At 51.5% G+C, this 18,649-nt stretch carries 19 protein-coding genes; 5 read left to right on the forward strand and 14 right to left on the reverse strand.

Translation table 11 applies throughout. The annotated features are described in order from the left end of the window. Window positions 1-118: 118 nt before the first annotated feature. Together ibpB and ibpA are read right to left on the reverse strand one after the other, a co-directional pair. Window positions 119-547 (reverse strand): small heat shock chaperone IbpB, encoded by a 429-nt coding sequence (gene ibpB / locus D6029_RS05730; protein ID WP_120063843.1) that lies wholly within the window; start codon window positions 545-547, stop codon window positions 119-121. A gap of 102 nt (window positions 548-649) precedes the next feature. Next, entirely contained in the window at window positions 650-1,063 is a 414-nt protein-coding gene (ibpA, locus tag D6029_RS05735; protein ID WP_120063844.1) for a small heat shock chaperone IbpA, read from the reverse strand. 317 nt (window positions 1,064-1,380) lie between these two features. Between ibpA and D6029_RS05740 the strand changes: the two genes are divergently transcribed. Further along, window positions 1,381-1,701 carry a YceK/YidQ family lipoprotein gene (locus D6029_RS05740; RefSeq protein ID WP_120063845.1) on the forward strand — a complete coding sequence of 107 codons (321 nt, stop codon included), beginning with the start codon at window positions 1,381-1,383 and terminating at the stop codon, window positions 1,699-1,701. On the opposite strand, the gene D6029_RS05745 is transcribed toward D6029_RS05740, so the two are convergent. The 12 genes from D6029_RS05745 to dnaA all read right to left on the reverse strand — a co-directional run bounded on the left by D6029_RS05745 (window position 1,702) and on the right by dnaA (window position 15,535). Then, window positions 1,702-2,970, reverse strand: coding sequence for a DUF3748 domain-containing protein (locus tag D6029_RS05745; protein WP_120063846.1), 1,269 nt, complete (start codon window positions 2,968-2,970; stop codon window positions 1,702-1,704). A gap of 49 nt (window positions 2,971-3,019) precedes the next feature. Beyond that, window positions 3,020-4,312 carry an MFS transporter gene (locus D6029_RS05750; protein WP_120063847.1) on the reverse strand — a complete coding sequence of 431 codons (1,293 nt, stop codon included), beginning with the start codon at window positions 4,310-4,312 and terminating at the stop codon, window positions 3,020-3,022. 208 nt (window positions 4,313-4,520) lie between these two features. Next, window positions 4,521-5,669: a galactonate dehydratase gene (dgoD, locus tag D6029_RS05755; RefSeq protein ID WP_120063848.1), complete on the reverse strand. Its 1,149-nt coding sequence runs from the start codon at window positions 5,667-5,669 to the stop codon at window positions 4,521-4,523. Further along, a complete protein-coding gene (locus tag D6029_RS05760) occupies window positions 5,666-6,286 on the reverse strand; it encodes a 2-dehydro-3-deoxy-6-phosphogalactonate aldolase (protein ID WP_120063849.1) in 621 nt (206 codons plus the stop codon). Before D6029_RS05760 ends, dgoD begins: the two co-directional genes overlap by 4 nt. After that, window positions 6,270-7,154 (reverse strand): 2-dehydro-3-deoxygalactonokinase, encoded by an 885-nt coding sequence (locus D6029_RS05765; protein ID WP_120063850.1) that lies wholly within the window; start codon window positions 7,152-7,154, stop codon window positions 6,270-6,272. The genes D6029_RS05760 and D6029_RS05765 overlap by 17 nt, the downstream gene beginning before the upstream one ends. Then, window positions 7,151-7,834 carry a D-galactonate utilization transcriptional regulator DgoR gene (gene dgoR / locus D6029_RS05770; protein WP_120063851.1) on the reverse strand — a complete coding sequence of 228 codons (684 nt, stop codon included), beginning with the start codon at window positions 7,832-7,834 and terminating at the stop codon, window positions 7,151-7,153. The genes D6029_RS05765 and dgoR overlap by 4 nt, the downstream gene beginning before the upstream one ends. A 231-nt stretch (window positions 7,835-8,065) precedes the next feature. Continuing rightward, the gene (gene yidA, locus D6029_RS05775) at window positions 8,066-8,878 is read right to left on the reverse strand and encodes a sugar-phosphatase (RefSeq protein WP_120063852.1); all 813 of its coding nucleotides are present in this window, start codon (window positions 8,876-8,878) and stop codon (window positions 8,066-8,068) included. Between the two features lie 130 nt (window positions 8,879-9,008). Further along, window positions 9,009-9,398, reverse strand: coding sequence for a YidB family protein (locus tag D6029_RS05780; RefSeq protein ID WP_120063853.1), 390 nt, complete (start codon window positions 9,396-9,398; stop codon window positions 9,009-9,011). Between the two features lie 126 nt (window positions 9,399-9,524). After that, window positions 9,525-11,939 (reverse strand): DNA topoisomerase (ATP-hydrolyzing) subunit B, encoded by a 2,415-nt coding sequence (gene gyrB, locus D6029_RS05785; RefSeq protein WP_120063854.1) that lies wholly within the window; start codon window positions 11,937-11,939, stop codon window positions 9,525-9,527. A gap of 28 nt (window positions 11,940-11,967) precedes the next feature. Then, on the reverse strand, window positions 11,968-13,041 hold the full coding sequence (gene recF / locus D6029_RS05790) for a DNA replication/repair protein RecF (RefSeq protein WP_120063855.1): 1,074 nt from the start codon (window positions 13,039-13,041) through the stop codon (window positions 11,968-11,970). Further along, complete coding sequence (gene dnaN / locus D6029_RS05795) at window positions 13,042-14,142, reverse strand: DNA polymerase III subunit beta (RefSeq protein WP_034499793.1); 1,101 nt, start codon at window positions 14,140-14,142, stop codon at window positions 13,042-13,044. 4 nt (window positions 14,143-14,146) lie between these two features. Then, window positions 14,147-15,535, reverse strand: a complete 1,389-nt coding sequence (dnaA, locus tag D6029_RS05800) for a chromosomal replication initiator protein DnaA (RefSeq protein ID WP_120063856.1) — start codon at window positions 15,533-15,535, stop codon at window positions 14,147-14,149. A 647-nt stretch (window positions 15,536-16,182) separates the two neighbouring features. On the opposite strand from dnaA, the gene rpmH reads away from it, so the two are divergent. The 4 genes from rpmH to yidC are packed head-to-tail and all read left to right on the forward strand — an operon-like array spanning window position 16,183 to window position 18,570. Then, a complete protein-coding gene (gene rpmH / locus D6029_RS05805) occupies window positions 16,183-16,323 on the forward strand; it encodes a 50S ribosomal protein L34 (RefSeq protein WP_003849659.1) in 141 nt (46 codons plus the stop codon). A 17-nt stretch (window positions 16,324-16,340) separates the two neighbouring features. Next, complete coding sequence (rnpA, locus tag D6029_RS05810; protein WP_120063857.1) at window positions 16,341-16,700, forward strand: ribonuclease P protein component; 360 nt, start codon at window positions 16,341-16,343, stop codon at window positions 16,698-16,700. Then, the gene (gene yidD / locus D6029_RS05815; protein ID WP_072011227.1) at window positions 16,664-16,921 is read left to right on the forward strand and encodes a membrane protein insertion efficiency factor YidD; all 258 of its coding nucleotides are present in this window, start codon (window positions 16,664-16,666) and stop codon (window positions 16,919-16,921) included. The genes rnpA and yidD overlap by 37 nt, the downstream gene beginning before the upstream one ends. Window positions 16,922-16,923: 2 nt before the next feature. Continuing rightward, the gene (gene yidC, locus D6029_RS05820) at window positions 16,924-18,570 is read left to right on the forward strand and encodes a membrane protein insertase YidC (RefSeq protein ID WP_120063858.1); all 1,647 of its coding nucleotides are present in this window, start codon (window positions 16,924-16,926) and stop codon (window positions 18,568-18,570) included. Window positions 18,571-18,649 lie beyond the last annotated feature (79 nt).

Genomic DNA, 18,649 nt, shown 5'->3' on the forward strand with positions numbered 1-18,649 from the left:
ATTCCCTGTGAATAACATTATTGTTAACAAGGATTCTGGCAGAGAGCTGACGGAGTTAATGGGGCGCAGAGCACAAAAAAAGGCCCCATGAAATGGGGCCTAAAGGGGACTTCAATTATTAGCTATTGAGCGCCGGGCGTTCGCTGATAGCGATGCGTTTCGGAGCAACTTCTTCCGGGATTTCGCGTACCAGGTCGATGTGCAGCAGACCGTTAGTAAAGGTCGCGCCGGAGACTTTCATGTATTCCGCAAGGGTGAAGCTCAGGCTAAATGGCTGAGTCACTAACCCTTGATGCAGCCAGGTGGTCTCTTTTTCAGATTTTACCGGCGTCCCTTTCACGTTAAGACGCGTGCCCTCAAGCTCGATTTCAAGATCTTCCTGGCGGAACCCTGCCAGCGCAAGGGTAATGCGGTAATGGTTGTCATCGCCTTTTTCAATGTTGTAAGGCGGGAATGTCTGGCCTTCGCTGCTGGTTTGTAAGGCATTTGCCAGTTTGTCAAAACCGATCCATTGACGCAGCAGAGGTGATAAATCGTAGTTACGCATGTTAATTCTCCTTCTTTGAAGCGAGTTAAGCCTTCGGCTCCCTGTCGGCAAGCCGGGGTCTGAGTAAATTTTGGTGTGGGCCGCGCGCGGCGACCCGCAGAATTAGTTAATTTCGATACGGCGTGGTTTCATCGCTTCTGGAATCACGCGTTCCAGATCGATGTACAGCAGGCCGTTAACCAGGTTAGCGCCACGGATGTGGATATTTTCCGCTAACTGGAATTTGCGTTCGAAGTTGCGTTCAGCAATCCCCTGATAAAGATACGTGCGATCGGTTTGTGCGTTTGCATGCGCACCTTTCACCACCAGCAAGTTATCCTGGGCTGTGATTTCCAGTTCGCTTTCAGCGAAACCGGCCACTGCAATGGCAATGCGGTAGTGGTTTTCATCAACCAATTCAACATTGTATGGAGGATAACCGCCGTTGCTCTGGTTCTGGCTGTTTTCCAGCGAATTGAACAGACGATCAAACCCAATGGCCGAACGGTAAAGCGGGGATAAGTCGAAATTACGCATAAATTAAAACTCCTGATAATCAGCGAGAATCAAACATTGCCTTCCATCATGGACAGGCTTCAGGAACCAAGTACCCTTACGGCGTACTTTCATTGGCTACATTCCTAAAATCGGTGCTGAATAACGCTTTTCAAGGGGCGATGAGGAAATTTTTTGCAGCATTGGGTGTCTGTACATAGACTGAATGGGGTGTAAACCAGATTAATCTGCGATAGCCGCCACAGAGTGGCAAACGCACAGTTTTTATTCTCTGCACGGGTGATATAACCCGGTGCAGCCAGGCCGGAAATGGCCCTTATCAACGAAAATTAATAGTAATGATGAAAAGCTATCTTCCAACAATCATTCTGGGCAGCGGTCTTCTGACAGTCAGCGGATGTTCAAGTGTTATGACTCACACGGGTGGGCAAGAGGGAACCTATCCCGGCACTCGGGCAAGCTACGAAATGCTCACCGACAGCGAAACGAGCTGGGGCTACAAGCCATTTGTCGCGCTTGATATGCCGTTTACCGCCGTGGCGGATACCGTGCTGTTGCCGTGGGATCTGTTCCGTACCGATAAATCTCTTAAATCCAGAGTTGAAGCTAGCGAGAGCAAGAATCTGGCCACCAATTCTGTAATCCCGCCAGTTCAGTAATTAAAGCCCTGTTGGGGCCATAAATAGCTGGCGGAAGCCCTCGACATCCTGCATCCACGCAAGGCTTTTTCCATCCGGTGAAAACACCACCGCATCCGCTGATGGCACATCGCCATTCGGCTGCGTAATGGGCGTGATCGCGCCATTCTTCGTATCGCACAATACAATCTGATTGTTCTGCACAAAGCCCAGCGCTTGCCCTGACGGGTGCCAGTTAAACGCCGACTGAATATCATCTTGCCCGTGCGTAAGCTGACGTGGCTCGCCACCGTTGGGCGACAGCAGATACATTTGCACCACACCGGAATCGTCACGCATCAGGAACGCCAGTAAACTGCCATCAGGGTTGCTTCGTACCCAATGCCGTGGTTGCGTGGTTAAACCTGGGTAACGGCGCTGGTGAGAAAACGTGATACGACGTTGCTGCACGCCCGCTGGTGGCGCAGGTAACGAGGTTTGCGTGCCTTCAATCGGCTCTTCACCCGCCACGAAATAGGCCTCTTTGTTCTCTGGCAAATCGACGATATACAGCTCAGGCACTTTATCGCCGCTTTCTGAAAGCGTGTCGCCAATAAACGCCAGCGCCCAGCGCTGCTGGCTACCATCCGTTTTGCGATAACCGTTGTCGCCTACCCAACCTTCTTCATAAGCGCGGTTGATGTCGTCACTTCCGGGTGTTGGCGATGGCGTTGTGCAGCTAACCAGCACGCAATAATGGCTGCCGTCATATTCACGTGGATGTTGTTTTGGTGGCGTGACCGGGCCGAAAGGTAACGCAACGCCAACGTTACGCAAATCTTTCGCCACGTCGTATTCATGCATTACATGATCGTTATAAGTAAAACTCAGACGCGAACCGTCATGGCTCCAGACGTGAACATGGCTGCCGCCACGCAACGCGCCTTGAGTAAACGGCGGCGTAATGTCCATCGCATCGAGATTTGTGGCGGTGCCGTTTTCGACCACCACGCCACGGCGGTGATGGAAATCGTATTGCCATGTTTCGTCAGGGTTTTCAGGGCTGTGAATAAAGACATAACGCTCGGGTTGCTGCGGATTCACCGTCACCACGCCGACATGCGCACCTTGTGACGCCTGATACACAACCTGTACTTCGCCGGAATGGATATTGACGCGCTCAATGGTTTCGCTGGTAAACGACGCGCCAGAGGGGCGCACATCAAATGCCAGCCATTGGCTGTCTGGAGTCCAGGTGTTGGTGTTGGTGAGTTGGTGGTGACGAGGTGCAAAAGTGAGTTGTTTGGTCATGGTTTTACCCTGAGACGATGGACGCCTCAGGGTAAATCATTGCAGATTTTTATCCCACCCTTTCTACTTTACCCACCAGCAGAATGTAGGAAAGTGCGCCCAGCAAGGCGATGACGGCGATGTATACCAGCGCCGGAGCGAAGCCATAACTCTGTGCCAGGTAGCCAATCACCAGTGGAACCGTGATGCCGCCTAAGCCACCCGCGAAGTTAAACACGCCGCCCGTCAGGCCAATTAAACGCATTGGTGCCAGCGATGAAACCAACGACCAGGTAATCGATGCGAATCCGTTACCGAAGAATGCGACCGCCATTAACGTCATAATCCAGACCGGATCGTCGGTGTAGTTCGCGCCCATAATGCAGGTGGAAAGCAACAAGCCGCAGATGATTGGCGTTTTACGCGCCACGCCCAACGAGTAGCCTTTGCGCACCAGGCGGTCTGCCACCCAACCTGAAAGCAGCACGCCCACAAACGCGGCCAGGAACGGAACCGTGGTCATAAATCCGGCTTTCAGCGCCGTGATGCCTTTTTCCTGGGTGAGGTAGTTCGGGAACCAGGTCAGGAAGAACCAAAGCGTGGATGCCACGGCAAACTGCCCCAGATAAACGCCAACCAATTTACGGTTGAACACCAGTTTCCAGTCAGCCGCCGTCAGCGGAGTGCGGGCTTTTTTCGCCACGGGCGCGTCGCCATCAATCAGGCCGCCGCCGTCACGGATATGCTCAAGCTCAGCCTGGTTAATCCCTTTGCTGGTGCGTGGCGGTTGGTAAACTTTGAACCAAATAAATGACCAGATAATGCCGATGCCGCCGGTGATGATGAACACCCAGTGCCAGCTCAACATCTCCTGAATCCAGATGAGTAGCGGCGTCAGGAAGGCCAGGCCAACAAACTGGCCGGAAGTGTAGAAACCGACTGCTGATGCGCGTTCTTGTTCCGGGAACCAACTGGTCACCATGCGGTTGTTGGTCGGGAATGCAGGCGCTTCAAAAATACCGGTGATCGCGCGCAGGCCAATTAACGACATTAATCCGGTAGCAAATCCCTGGAACAGAGTCGCGACTGACCAGCCGAAAATTGCAATAAAATAGGTCATGCGTGAGCCCATGCGGTCAAGGAACCAACCGCCAGGAATTTGGCATAATGTATATAACCAGGCGAAAGCCGAGAATATATAACCCATTTCAGTTTTGCTGATGCCAAATTCTTCCTGAATATGTGCCGATGCCACAGCTAAATTCGCACGGTCGACATAACAAATAACGACCGTAATGAAGATCATAATTAACGTCACATAACGTCGACGCGTAGGTTTTGTAGCGGTTACAGAAATATCCATTGCGTTCTGTCTCCAGAATTTGGGTATGGCACGCCATACCCTATTTATACAGAGGGTGTTTTATATTTAATATGATTCTATTAATGCCCTAAATCATTCATGTTGCAGCAAGGCGGCAAGAGAACTTATCCTGATGAGCTGACTAAAGTCAGTGATTCGGGTAAGTGAATGCAGCCAACGCCGCTGCGGCTTGAATGATGACGGGCATTTACCATTCGGCGACGGAACCATCTGCGTAACGCCACAAAGGGTTGCGCCAATCGGTGACATTTTTACTGCGCTCAATCACTTTTTCTTCGTCAATTTCAACGCCGAGGCCAGGCTTCATTAATGGCATAAAGTGGCCACCATCCATTTTGAAGTCTTCTTTGTTTTTAACGAAATCGAGCAACTCAGCGCCTTTGTTGTAGTGAATGCCCATGCTTTGTTCCTGGAATACCGCGTTGCGGGAAACAAAGTCAATGTGCAGACACGCAGCCAGCGCGATGGGGCCAAGTGGGCAATGCGGTGCCAACGAAACGTCGTATGCTTCCGCCATGCCGGCGATTTTATAGCACTCGGTAATACCGCCCGCGTGTGACAAATCAGGCTGGAGTATCGCAATCCCACCAGCTTCAAGAACACGCTTGAACTCAAAGCGCGAGAACATGCGCTCGCCTGCGGCAATTGGAATATGAGTTTGAGCGGCCAGGCGCGGATAATATTCAGCTTGTTCGGCAAGCACCGGTTCTTCAATAAATAACGGTCGATATTGCTCAAGCTCTTTAATTAATACTTTCGCCATTGGTGCGCTAACGCGACCGTGGAAATCGAGGCCAAATTCAATTTCATTGCCAAAGGCTTCACGAATTTGTGCAACTGTATTCACCGCCGCATCTATTTTACGAGAATTATCAATAATCCCCATTTCTTCGCAGCCGTTTAATTTAAAAGTATCAAAGCCAATTTTACGTAGCGCGGAAATACCTTCAATCACTTCGGATGGGCGATCACCTCCCACCCAGCTGTATGCTTTAATTTTATCGCGCACCAGGCCGCCCATTAATTGCCAGACCGGGGCGTTTAATACTTTGCCTTTAATGTCCCACAATGCCTGGTCGATACCTGCTATTGCACTCATTAAAATTGGGCCGCCGCGATAAAAACCACCGCGATACATCACCTGCCATAAATCGTTAATCCGCGCCGGATCCTGGCCTATCAGCATTTCACTTAATTCATGAACCGCCGCTTCAACACTTTTGGCGCGACCTTCAATGACCGGCTCGCCCCAACCCACAACGCCTTCGTCGGTTTCAATTTTCAGGAACATCCAACGCGGGGGTAAACGGTAAGTGGTTAATTTGGTAATTTTCATGACTGCACAGCCTCCTTGTAAGCTTTAACAAATGCTTTTGCTTTCGCAGCGGTTTGCTCAACAGGCTGACCCGCACGATACAAATCGCTGCCAAGCCCTGCACCTGCACAACCTGCTTTTAGCCATTGCGCTAAATTCTCGGGCGTTACACCACCGACCGCGAAAACGGGCACGTCCGCAGGCAATACCGCTTTTAGCGCTTTGATGTAATCCGGCCCGAACGAAGAAGACGGGAAGATTTTCAAGGCTTGAGCGCCCGCATCCAGCGCGGTAAAAGCTTCAGAGGCTGTGGCGCAACCGGCGCAGACCGTCATTCCGTAGCTCACCGCGCGGCGAATAACGTCCGGTTGTGTATTTGGCGTCACCACCAGTTTGCCGCCCATCTCGGCCAGTTCATTGACCTGATCGGGTTTCAAAACGGTGCCCGCACCAATCAGCGCCAGGTGGCCAAATTCTGTCACCATCGCCGAAATGCTTTGCTGCCAGTTTGGTGAGTTCATCGGAATTTCAATCGCGTCGAATCCCGCATCCAGCAACGCCGCAACGTGCGCGTGCGCTTCGTCAGGGGTGATGCCGCGCAAAATAGCGATGAGCGGAAGATTAGTTTGCCGCTGCATTTGCAATACTCCTTATTCCTGCCTGGAATGCATTGTCGCCATCCAGCACTTTCGCCTGGTAGCCCAGCAACCCGAGCGCGTTGACATAGCGCTGGCTCAAGGACGGATTAGCAACAATGGTGACAGGCTGTTGATTATCGGGAGCGTACTGGCGAGTCATTGCCGCCACTTCGTTACCAATCAACAGCCCGGAAAGAAATTCGCTGACTTCGCTACGCGGCAGTTCACCCAAAACGTGGGCGGCACGTATTTCAAAAAGTCGTGGCAACAAATCGGGGTCGTTAATACCGCGATGCAGCCCGGCCAGGAAGGCTTCGTGGCTGGTTTGTTGCTCAGGCAGGCCCGTGCCGATTAAGGAGTGGTTAAGCAGAATATGATGCAGTTCACCGGTCATCACGGTGCGGAAATCCTGCACCGTGTCTTTATCCGCATGCACCCATTTGCAGTGCGTTCCCGGCATGATGTAGAGCGACGACGGGCCAAGGGTTCGTGCGCCGAGAAGCTGGGTTTCTTCACCACGCATCACGTTGCAGTTATCGTCGCTTTGTACACTAAGGCCGGGGATTATCCAGACGTTATCCAGCACTGGCGTCAGTTGCTGGCTTAAATCAGAAAAACGAGCCGGGCACGGTAAATAAGGGGCAATTTTCCACCCGGCATTGCTGCCTACCATTCCGGCCATCAAAACAGGCGTATTTTCTTCACGCCAGTTGTGGGTGACTTCATCAAACACCGCTTCTGGGGTTTTACCGTTCAGACGCGTAACGCCTGCGGTGGTCTGGCGACTATCAATGCAAATTCCATCCTGAAAAAGCCAGGCGCGCAGGTTAGTCGAACCCCAGTCAATAGCGATGTAGCGTGATGTCATGTGATTTCCTTTAGTCGTCTGGTGGAGCTGGCAATCATTGTCAGCGCCGCTTTTTCTGCAGCCTGGCTGTCCTGATGGCGAATCGCATCGAACAACGCTTTATGTTCCTGGAGCGTTTGCGGCATGTTGGCTTCGTCGCCCATCCAGGTGCGCTCAAAAACCGCTCGCTGGAGAGAACTGACCGCCACGCTTAACTGCTGAAGCACCGGGTTATGTACCGATTCCAGCACCGCTTCGTGGTAACGAATATCCGCTTCGTTAAACGCGTCTCTGTCCTGGTTGTTGGCGACCATATCGTTAAGCGCGGCTTCGATTCCCGCCAGGTCACTTGATGTCGCGCGTTCCGCAGCCCAACGCGCAATGGCTGGTTCAATCAGGTTTCGCACTTCACTCATGGCGCTAATCAGGCGCGGGTCGTAGTCGTTCTCCAGAACCCACTGCAACACCTCGGTATCGAGGTAATTCCATTGGTTACGCGGTTGCACAAACGCTCCGCGATAACGCTTCATTTCAACCAGCCGCTTCGCCATCAGCGAACGAAAAACTTCGCGGATAATGTTGCGTGAGGTTTCGAACTCCTCACATAAGTCGGCTTCTGACGGCAATGCTGCGCCCGGAGTGTACTTCCCGCCGACAATCTGTTTGCCCAGCGTCACGATGATGCGATCGGTCTTAGTCATGGTTTGCCCTGTTCGATTTAGGTATTAACCACACTTTACCGTGAGCGCTGAAAAACACCGCTATTTTGAAGTACAAATTTGAGTCTCAAAACTGTTCCGATGTGCGTAATGTAGTACAACCAATATAGGTTGTACTACAATTTGGATCACAAAACAGACAATTGATAAAAATAAGATCAAAAAAAACCCCGGCGCAAAAGCCAGGGTTTCTGTTTCAATTTCAGCATGGGATCAGTTCAATACAAACTTCTCAATCGCGTAAGCAACGCCATCTTCAAGGTTTGATTTCGTCACGAAGTTGCTGACTTCTTTGACTTTGTCGATGGCATTTTCCATCGCCACACCGATACCGGCATATTCCAGCATCGCGATGTCGTTTTCCTGGTCGCCCAGCGTCATCACTTCTTCTTGCTTGATACCCAGCGATTCAGCCAGTGCTTTTACGCCCGTGCCTTTGTTGACGCGCTTATCGAGGATTTCCAGGAAGTAAGGGGAGCTTTTGAGCAGCGTATAGCGCTCGTACACCTCGTCGGGAATTTTCGCGATGGCTTTGTCCAGAATCGCAGGTTCGTCGATCATCATCACTTTCAGATACGCGCCGTTTTTATCCATGTTTTCTGGCTCGCTAAACACCAGTGGGATATTGGCGATAAAGGATTCATGAACGGTGTAGTAGCTGATATCACGGTTCGCGGTGTACAGCGTGTGGCGATCCAGCGCGTGGAAGTGGGAACCCACTTCACGAGAAAGCAGTTCCAGATAGCGGTAGTCGTCGTAACTCAGCGCGGTTTGCGCCACGGTGCTGCCGTCGTTAGCCTTCTGCACTAACGCACCGTTATAGGTGATGCAGTAGTCATTCGGCTTATCCATGTGCAGCTCTTTGAGATAGTTCTCAACACCTGCAAAAGGGCGTCCGGTACACAAAACAACGTTGACGCCACGTTCGCGCGCGCTGGCGATGGCGGCTTTAACGGCTGGAGAAATGGTGTGGTCTGGCAGCAACAGGGTGCCGTCCATATCAATAGCAATGAGTTTTATAGTCATAGGATTTTCTGAGGTAATGAGTTTATCTCATGCTAACGCGATTAAGCTCGCAAAAATAGCGCTACGTTGAGGGTGAAATACGTCCGTTATTAACAAAAAAACGCCACCCGTAGAGAGTGGCGTATATCTGTTAGCTGAAGAATTTATCCTTCAGCATATGGAAGCCTTTAGTCAGCAAATCTTCATCGTGAGTGACTTCACCTGCTGGCGATAAAGTATCGACAATTTTCGGGAACTGCTCTGCCAGCAGTTGAGATGCGCTTCCCACATCAATCCCGAGCTTCTCAGCCAGGCCGCTGATGGCGGGCGTTCCTAATACATCCTGTATCCGCTCAGGGCTAACGCTTTGGTTATGCGCGCCGCTCAGCCAGGAGGTGACAACATCTGAGAACCCCTTTTCCCGAAACCGTTCAAGAATTGCCTGAATGCCGCCTTGTTCATTAATCCACGTAAGGATGACTTTGAATTTACCTGCATCGCCACCCCCCATCATGCCAGTAACTTGATCGAATAAACCCATGACCGTGTCCTCTTGCAATCACGAAGTGTGCAATAGAAGTGTAGTCACTCAGGGGGATTAACGCGGGAAAATGGAGGCAAAACGAGGGAAATGGTTGGTGGGCAGACGCCCACCAACGGGTACAGATTAGATATCGATATTCGCCGCTTTCAGGGCGTTTTCTTCGATAAATGCACGACGTGGTTCAACCGCATCGCCCATCAGGGTGGTGAACAGCTGATCCGCTGCAATCGCGTCTTTTACCGTCACGCGCAGCATGCGGCGGCTTTGCGGATCCATTGTGGTTTCCCACAACTGATCCGGGTTCATTTCGCCCAAACCTTTGTAACGCTGAATAGACAGGCCACGACGGGATTCTTTGCCCAGCCAATCCAGCGCCTGCTCGAAGCTGTCAATCGGCTGACGGCGTTCGCCACGTTCGATAAACGCGTCTTCTTCGATAAGGCCACGCAATTTCTCGCCCAGCGTGCAAATACGACGGTATTCGCCACCAACGATAAACTCTTGCTCCAGCGGATAGTCGGTATCCACGCCGTGGGTACGCACACGAATCACCGGCTCGAAAAGATTCAGTTCACGGTTATGACGAACCAGGGAATTCCAGGTGCTACCGTGCTGTTCTTTTTCGTTAAGCTGAGTGACCAGAGCAGAAACCCAGGCAGTCACTTTGCTTTCGTCAGTCAGATCGGCATCTTCAAGCGTTGGGTGATAAACCAGGTTGTTCAGCAAGTTGCGCGGATAACGGCGCTCCATGCGGCCAATCATTTTCTGGCAAGCTTTAAACTCTGAAACCAGTTTTTCCAGCGCTTCGCCAGCCAGGGCAGGTGCATCGGCATTGGTGTGCAGCGTAGCGCCATCCAGTGCGATTGCGATCTGGTATTGGTCCATCGCTTCATCATCTTTGATGTACTGCTCTTGCTTGCCTTTCTTCACTTTGTACAGCGGTGGCTGTGCGATATACACATGGCCGCGTTCAACGATTTCAGGCATCTGACGGTAGAAGAAGGTCAGCAGCAGGGTACGGATGTGCGAACCATCGACGTCCGCATCCGTCATGATGATGATGCTGTGGTAACGCAGTTTGTCCGGGTTGTATTCGTCACGGCCAATGCCGCAGCCCAACGCCGTAATCAGCGTGGCAACTTCTTGAGAAGCGAGCATTTTGTCAAAGCGCGCTTTCTCAACGTTCAGAATTTTACCTTTCAGCGGCAGGATCGCCTGGTTCTTACGGTTACGCCCCTGTTTTGCAGAGCCGCCCGCAGAGTCCCCTTCCACAAGGTACAATTCGGAGTGAGCCGGGTCGCGTTCCTGGCAATCCGCCAGTTTGCCTGGCAGACCAGCCAAATCCAGCGCGCCTTTACGACGGGTCATTTCACGCGCACGACGTGCTGCTTCACGGGCACGAGCGGCATCAATGATTTTGCCGACGACAATTTTCGCGTCAGACGGGTTTTCCAGCAGGTATTCAGACAACAGTTCGTTCATCTGCTGTTCAACCGCCGTTTTCACTTCTGAAGAAACCAGTTTGTCTTTGGTCTGAGAAGAGAATTTAGGGTCTGGTACTTTTACTGAGACAACAGCAATCAGGCCTTCACGGGCATCGTCACCGGTAGCGCTGACTTTCGCTTTTTTGCTGTAGCCTTCTTTTTCCATATACGCGTTCAGAGTACGCGTCATCGCCGAGCGGAAACCGGCCAGGTGAGTACCACCATCGCGCTGCGGGATGTTGTTGGTGAAGCAGTAGATGTTTTCCTGGAAACCATCGTTCCACTGCAACGCCACTTCCACGCCAATGCCGTCTTTTTCAGTGCTGAAATAGAACACGGTTGGGTGAATAGGAGTTTTGTTTTTGTTGAGGTATTCAACAAACGCGCGGATACCGCCTTCGTAGTGGAAGTGGTCAGCACGGCCATCACGCTTATCAATCAGGCGGATAGACACACCAGAGTTCAGGAATGACAGTTCACGCAGGCGTTTTGCCAGGATGTCATATTCGAACTCAATCACGTTGGTGAAGGTTTCGTGGCTTGGCCAGAAACGAACCTGAGTACCGGTCGCATCAGTATCGCCAGTCGCCGCCAGCGGTGCTTGTGGCACGCCGTGGATGTAAGTTTGCTGGTGAACTTTGCCTTCGCGGCGAATCAGCAGTTCCAGTTTCTGAGACAGGGCGTTAACAACCGAAACACCTACGCCGTGCAGGCCGCCAGAAACTTTATAGGAGTTGTCATCGAACTTACCGCCGGCGTGAAGCACGGTCATGATAACTTCGGCAGCAGAAACACCTTCTTCAGGGTGAATGCCGGTAGGAATACCACGGCCATCATCGGTCACGGAAACAGAGTTATCAGCATGAATGGTGACAACGATGTCTTTACAGTGACCGGCAAGTGCTTCGTCGATAGCGTTATCTACGACCTCAAATACCATGTGGTGCAGACCGGTGCCGTCGTCCGTATCGCCGATATACATGCCTGGGCGCTTACGTACCGCATCCAGCCCTTTAAGGACTTTGATACTGGAGGAGTCATAAGAATTCGACATCAACGTTTCTCGCTCATTTATTCTTGGGTTAATCCGTTATTTTACCCTGATCCACGGCGAACATCTTCGAATTTTTGTCCGCCATATCCATCACATGTTCTGCACTAATCGCGCTAACAAAAACTTGTGATTCCGTCGCCTTTAACCTGCTGGCTAATAGACCACGACGTGCATCATCTAGTTCAGAGGCAAAATCATCTATCAGATACAGGCAACGCTGCCCGTTCTGTCGGGTGAGAAACTCACCCTGCGCCAGTCGTAAGGCGCACATCAGTAATTTAAGTTGCCCGCGCGACAACGTATCTTCTACCGGCGCACCGTCTGCACGAATTCTGAAATCAGCTTTGTGAGGGCCGTGGGCGGTGTAGGTCAGCATTCTGTCACGCTCGAAGTTGCGTTCCAGCAGCTCGCCATAGTCACTCTCTTTTTCCCAACCGCGTTGGAAAGAAAAGTTAAGCGAGAATTCCGGTAGAAATTGCGCGCAGGTATCAGCCATGTCATCGGCAATGGCCGCACTGTATTCGGCACGCCAGCGGCTGATTTGCTCCGCGAGTGGGATAAGCTCTTGATCCCATGGCCGCAATTGCGCATAGCGCGTTACCTGGCGCAACGCAGCGTTACGTTGCTTAAGCAGGCGCTTGAGATTGCTCCAGGCGACGAAAAAACCTGGTTCGTTGTGGAAACATCCCCAATCGAGGAAAGCTCTACGGTATTTAGGGCCGCCGTTGAGCAATGTAAACCCTTCAGGGGTGATGAGTTGCATGGGCATTAACAGCGCGAGTTCAGCCACTTTGTGACCATCGCTGCCGTCGATACGCACTTTGCTGTCGCCCGCACGGTCTTTCGTCAGGCCAACGGAGGTTTCCCGTTCGCCATTCTGAATGCGGCCATGCAGGACAAAGGATTCTTGCTCGTGACGAACAACGCGTTCTATTTTCAGACTGCGGAAAGCGCGCCCGTGCCCGAGGGTATAAATCGCCTCCAGCACGCTAGTTTTGCCGCTGCCATTGGCTCCCACCAGGAAATTAAATCCAGGAGATAGAGCCAGGTCCGCATTTTCGATATTACGAAAGTCTTTAATCAGTAAACGCGACAGCGACATCTACAGTCTCATTGGCATGACAACGTAAGCCGCCGCTTGAGAGGCAGCATCTTCAATCTGCACGCTGGAAACAGAGTCAGTCAGCAAAATGCGCACGTTCTCGCACTTCAGTGCGTTCAACACATCGAGCACGTAACTGACGTTAAAGCCGATTTCCATATCTGTGCCGTCATAAGTGACGTCGAGAATTTCTTCAGCTTCTTCCTGTTCCGGGTTGTTAGCGGTGATTTTCAACTGATTGGCAATCACTTGCAGACGAACGCCACGGAATTTCTCGTTGGAGAGAATCGCCGCACGTGAAAATGCTTGTTTCAGCAAATCACAGCTGGCATCGAGATGTTTATCCGGGTTCTTCGGCAATACGCGGCGATAATCAGGGAAACGGCCATCAACCAGCTTGGACGTAAAGATAAAATCACCAACGTGAGCACGAATGTTGTTGCTGCCAATTTGAATGCGCAGCGGTGAATCACCGCCGTCGAGCATACGCATCAGCTCAATCACGCCTTTACGCGGCACGATCACAGAATGGTTTGGCAACGATTGACCGACCGGCATAGAACACACGGCCAGGCGGTGACCATCGGTCGCCACGGTGCGCAGTTCTTCGCCTTCGGTTTCAAACAACATGCCGTTCAAATAGTAACGAACGTCCTGATGCGCCATAGAAAACTGTGTGGCTTCAATAAGGCGTTTCATGGTCGCTTGCGGGAGAGTGAATTCGACTTCGCTCTGCCAGTCGTCCAGGTTCGGGAAATCAGCCGCAGGGAGCGTTGAAAGCGAGAAACGGCTACGCCCGGAGCGCACCAACATGCGGTCGCCCTCAAGCTGAACAGCGATTTCCGCGCCTTCTGGCAAACCACGGCAGATATCGAAAAATTTACGCGCAGGAACGGTGGTCGCACCCGGCTCATGCGGTTGCACCAACGCGACACGCGCCACCATCTCCATTTCCAGGTCAGTGCCTGTTAATGAGAGCGTTCCTTCCGCGACTTGCAACAGCAGGTTGCCGAGAATCGGTAACGTCGGACGGCCACCAAGTGGGCCACTCACCTGTTGCAGCGGTTTTAATAAAGTTTCACGTTCAACGGTAAATTTCATAGCGTCACGAAGATAATGTTCTGATTAAGTTGGAGAAATCTTCTTTGATGTCGTGGCTTTCTTCACGCAACTGCTCAATCTTACGGCAGGCGTGCAGAACCGTAGTATGGTCGCGGCCACCAAAGGCATCGCCGATTTCTGGCAAGCTATGGTTTGTCAGTTCCTTCGCCAGTGCCATCGCCATTTGACGTGGACGGGCAACCGAGCGAGAACGACGCTTGGACAACAGGTCAGCAATCTTGATTTTATAGTACTCGGCCACCGTCTTTTGAATATTGTCGATGGTGACGAGTTTTTCTTGCAGCGCCAGCAAGTCACGCAGCGCTTCACGCACGAAGTCGATGGTAATCGCCCGGCCAGTAAAATTGGCATTGGCGATAACACGGTTCAGTGCCCCTTCCAGCTCACGCACGTTGGAACGTAAACGCTTAGCAATAAAGAAGGCCACTTCACCCGGCAGACGAATGTCGTTCTCGTCGGCTTTTTTCATCAGGATCGCAACGCGAGTTTCCAGTTCCGGCGGTTCGATCGCTACCGTCAGTCCCCAACCGAAACGAGATTTCAGACGATCTTCAACACCGTTGATCTCTTTTGGATAACGATCCGAAGTCAGAATGATCTGTTGATTACCTTCGAGCAGGGCGTTGAAGGTATGGAAGAATTCTTCCTGTGAGCGCTCTTTATTCGCAAAGAATTGAATGTCATCAATCAGCAGCGCATCAACGGAACGATAGTAACGTTTGAACTCTTCAATGGCGTTGTTTTGCAGCGCTTTTACCATGTCCTGAACGAAGCGTTCAGAGTGCATGTACACCACTTTTGCATTCGGTTTGCGAGCAATAATACCGTTGCCAACAGCATGCAAAAGGTGCGTTTTACCCAAACCCGTGCCGCCATAAAGGAACAGCGGGTTATAAGCACCACCAGGGTTATCTGCTACCTGACGTGCCGCTGCGCGAGCCAGTTGGTTCGACTTACCTTCAACGAAGTTATCAAAGGTATGTTTCACGTTAACGTTAGAGCGATAAGAGTGTTCAGCCGGAGCCGGAGAGTTATCCCAGCTTGGGCGAAGATGAGTCGTAGGGCGTGCGATATGCACATGAGCCGGAGCAGTAGTAACAGTCTGCTGATTCAGCGTTTGGCTGACCGGTTTGCTGCCCACTTCAAAACGCAGGACCGGGGCATCTGCACCACAAAAATCATTGAGCAAGCCATTGATGTTATTGAGGTACTTGTCTCTGACCCAATCGAGTACAAAACGGTTTGGCGCATACAGGGCCAGCGTGTTATCGCTTAGTTCCGCCTGTAGGGGGCGTATCCACATACTAAATTCTGTGGCTGGTAACTCATCCTGCAATCGGGCAAGACACTGCTGCCAAAGCGAAAGTGACACGGCGGACTCCACTCGAACAAAGTCGATAAAATGACGAAGACTGAAAGTTTATATTCATGATTGTTGACACACGCCGACTCTTCCACAACGGAACCCCGATTCGGGAAGCGTGCGAACCGCTATCTGCGGTTTACCCCAGGGTGAACGCTAAAGGATCACGATCGGGACCGCGGATCATAGCCTAAAGTGCGCCAGAGATCTTCTGTTTCTCACAGTTTCTTCCCGATTTATCCACAGGCTTGTTTTGTGGCGTCCAGGGCTGTTTTGTGGAGTCTAAGTGTAAACGATCCTGTCAGACGTGCAGCGCTATAGATTCCTATATTGGAAAATTTAATGACTAGCGCACAAAATCAGCTTATCTGATCTAAGGAAGATCCCAGTCGATCCTTGCGCTTTAATGGGGACGCCGTATAATTCCCCACCCGTCGCGTGTCACCACGGCTTTACTTTGGTCAGATCCTGGTCGTTTTAAGGGTCAAAAAGCGAATTAAGGCACGGGAAATAAGGAAAGAGAATTGACTCCGGAGTGTACAATTATTACAATCCGGCCTCTTTAATCAGCCACACTGAGGCGTTAGTCGTTTGCAGTTTCTGCAGGGCTCTTCGCTAACCCAGTGAAATTTATCCAAGTTTAGGTAGAAATCGCCATGAAACGCACTTTTCAACCGTCCGTACTGAAGCGTAACCGTTCACACGGTTTCCGTGCTCGTATGGCAACTAAAAATGGTCGTCAGGTTTTGGCACGTCGTCGTGCTAAAGGCCGTTCCCGTCTGACCGTTTCTAAGTAATAAAAGCTAACCCCTGAGTGGTTAAGCTCGCATTTCCCAGGGAGTTACGCTTGTTAACTCCCACTCATTTCACTTTCGTCTTCCAGCAGCCTCAACGGGCTGGCACGCCGCAAATCACCATCCTCGGCCGCCTAAATTCGCTGGGGCATCCCCGCATCGGTCTTACAGTCGCTAAGAAAAACGTTAAACGTGCACACGAACGCAATCGGATTAAACGTCTGACGCGTGAGAGTTTCCGTTTGCGTCAGCATGAACTTCCTTCGATGGATTTCGTGGTAGTGGCTAAGAAAGGGGTTGCAGACCTGGATAACCGGGCTTTATCGGAAGCATTGGAAAAGTTATGGCGCCGTCACTGTCGCCTGTCTCCCGGCTCCTGATAGGCCTGATTAGGGTCTATCAGCGCCTGATAAGTCCGCTTCTCGGGCCGCATTGCCGTTTTACTCCAACCTGTTCTCACTACGGAATTGAGGCATTGCGCAGGTTTGGGGTGCTAAAAGGCAGTTGGTTGACAGTGAAACGCGTATTAAAATGCCACCCTTTGAACCCCGGTGGAGACGATCCCGTCCCACCTGGACCTTTTGATACCAGAGAACACTAACGATGGATTCGCAACGCAATCTTTTTCTCATCGCTTTGTTGTTCGTGTCTTTCATGATCTGGCAAGCCTGGGAGCAGGACCACGCTCCAAAACCTCAGGTGCAGCAGACCACGCAGACTACGACCACCGCAGCAGGTAACGCCGCAAGCCAGGGTGTGCCGACCAGTGGCCAGGGGAAAATCATCACGGTTAAAACTGACGTCCTTGAGCTTTCCATCAACACCCGTGGTGGTGATGTTGAGCAGGCACAGTTGCTGACCTACCCGAAAGAGCTCAAATCCAATGAGCCGTTCCAGTTACTGGAAACCACGCCAGAGTTTATCTACCAGGCACAAAGTGGCCTGACTGGCCGTGATGGCCCGGATAACCCGGCTAATGGCGACCGTCCTCTGTATAACGTTGAAAGCGACAGCTTCGTCTTGCCGGAAGGCCAGAACGAGTTGGTGATTCCAATGACTTATACCGATGCGGCTGGCAACACCTTTACTAAGTCATTCACTCTGAAACGCGGCGAGTTCGCGGTGAGCGTGGATTACAACGTGAAGAACACCGGTGAGAAACCGCTGGAACTGGCTACTTTTGGTCAGTTGAAGCAGTCCATCAATTTGCCGACTCACCGCGATACCGGAAGCAGCAACTTTGCGTTGCATACTTTCCGTGGTGCAGCGTACTCAACGCCAGACGCGAAATACGAAAAATATAAATTCGATAAAATCGCTGACGGTGAAAACCTGAACGTTAACGCCAGCAATGGTTGGGTAGCGATGTTGCAGCAGTACTTTGCAACGGCGTGGGTTCCACGTAATCAGGGCACTAACAACTTCTATACCACCAAACTGAGCAATGATGTGGCGGCGATTGGTTATAAATCCGCACCACAACTGGTTCAGCCAGGCCAGACAGCTCAACTGGGTAGCACCCTGTGGGTTGGCCCGGAAATTCAGGACAAAATGGCAGCCGTTGCGCCGCACCTTGACCTGACTGTGGATTATGGTTGGTTGTGGTTTATTTCTCAGCCGCTGTTCAAGCTGTTGAAATTCCTGCACAGCTTCATCGGTAACTGGGGCTTCTCCATTATCGTTATCACCTTTATCGTTCGTGGCATCATGTACCCGCTGACTAAAGCGCAGTACACCTCCATGGCGAAAATGCGTATGTTGCAGCCAAAACTGGCGGCCATGCGTGAACGTATTGGTGACGATAAGCAGCGTCAGAGCCAGGAAATGATGGCCCTGTACAAAGCTGAGAAGGTTAACCCGTTGGGTGGCTGTCTGCCTCTGGTTATCCAGATGCCAATCTTCCTGGCGTTGTACTATATGCTGATGGGTTCCGTAGAGCTGCGCCATGCGCCGTTCGCACTGTGGATTCATGACTTGTCTGCACAAGACCCGTACTACATCCTGCCGATCCTGATGGGCTTGACGATGTTCTTCATTCAGAAGATGTCGCCAACGACAGTGACCGACCCGATGCAGCAGAAGATCATGACCTTTATGCCGGTCATCTTCACGGTGTTCTTCCTGTGGTTCCCGTCAGGCCTGGTACTGTACTATATCGTCAGTAACACCGTGACCATCATCCAGCAGCAGCTGATTTATCGCGGTCTTGAGAAACGTGGCTTACACAGCCGCGATAAGAAAAAGACCTGATAAAAATTAGCGAAAAGCTTACGAAAGGCGGTCAATTGACCGCCTTTTTTATTTCGTAGGGTGGATAAGCGAAGCGTCA

The organism is Buttiauxella izardii (assembly GCF_003601925.1).
Lineage (GTDB): Bacteria > Pseudomonadota > Gammaproteobacteria > Enterobacterales > Enterobacteriaceae > Buttiauxella > Buttiauxella izardii.

Excerpts from the sequence above, each read along its gene's own strand:
- ibpB (WP_120063843.1), bottom strand. The coding sequence starts at position 547 with ATGCGTAACTACGATTTATCACCTCTGCTGCGTCAATGGATCGGTTTT.
- ibpA (WP_120063844.1), bottom strand. The coding sequence starts at position 1,063 with ATGCGTAATTTCGACTTATCCCCGCTTTACCGTTCGGCCATTGGGTTT.
- D6029_RS05740 (WP_120063845.1), top strand. The coding sequence starts at position 1,381 with ATGATGAAAAGCTATCTTCCAACAATCATTCTGGGCAGCGGTCTTCTG.
- D6029_RS05745 (WP_120063846.1), bottom strand. The coding sequence starts at position 2,970 with ATGACCAAACAACTCACTTTTGCACCTCGTCACCACCAACTCACCAAC.
- D6029_RS05750 (WP_120063847.1), bottom strand. The coding sequence starts at position 4,312 with ATGGATATTTCTGTAACCGCTACAAAACCTACGCGTCGACGTTATGTG.
- dgoD (WP_120063848.1), bottom strand. The coding sequence starts at position 5,669 with ATGAAAATTACCAAATTAACCACTTACCGTTTACCCCCGCGTTGGATG.
- D6029_RS05760 (WP_120063849.1), bottom strand. The coding sequence starts at position 6,286 with ATGCAGCGGCAAACTAATCTTCCGCTCATCGCTATTTTGCGCGGCATC.
- D6029_RS05765 (WP_120063850.1), bottom strand. The coding sequence starts at position 7,154 with ATGACATCACGCTACATCGCTATTGACTGGGGTTCGACTAACCTGCGC.
- dgoR (WP_120063851.1), bottom strand. The coding sequence starts at position 7,834 with ATGACTAAGACCGATCGCATCATCGTGACGCTGGGCAAACAGATTGTC.
- yidA (WP_120063852.1), bottom strand. The coding sequence starts at position 8,878 with ATGACTATAAAACTCATTGCTATTGATATGGACGGCACCCTGTTGCTG.
- D6029_RS05780 (WP_120063853.1), bottom strand. The coding sequence starts at position 9,398 with ATGGGTTTATTCGATCAAGTTACTGGCATGATGGGGGGTGGCGATGCA.
- gyrB (WP_120063854.1), bottom strand. The coding sequence starts at position 11,939 with ATGTCGAATTCTTATGACTCCTCCAGTATCAAAGTCCTTAAAGGGCTG.
- recF (WP_120063855.1), bottom strand. The coding sequence starts at position 13,041 with ATGTCGCTGTCGCGTTTACTGATTAAAGACTTTCGTAATATCGAAAAT.
- dnaN (WP_034499793.1), bottom strand. The coding sequence starts at position 14,142 with ATGAAATTTACCGTTGAACGTGAAACTTTATTAAAACCGCTGCAACAG.
- rpmH (WP_003849659.1), top strand. The coding sequence starts at position 16,183 with ATGAAACGCACTTTTCAACCGTCCGTACTGAAGCGTAACCGTTCACAC.
- yidD (WP_072011227.1), top strand. The coding sequence starts at position 16,664 with ATGGCGCCGTCACTGTCGCCTGTCTCCCGGCTCCTGATAGGCCTGATT.
- yidC (WP_120063858.1), top strand. The coding sequence starts at position 16,924 with ATGGATTCGCAACGCAATCTTTTTCTCATCGCTTTGTTGTTCGTGTCT.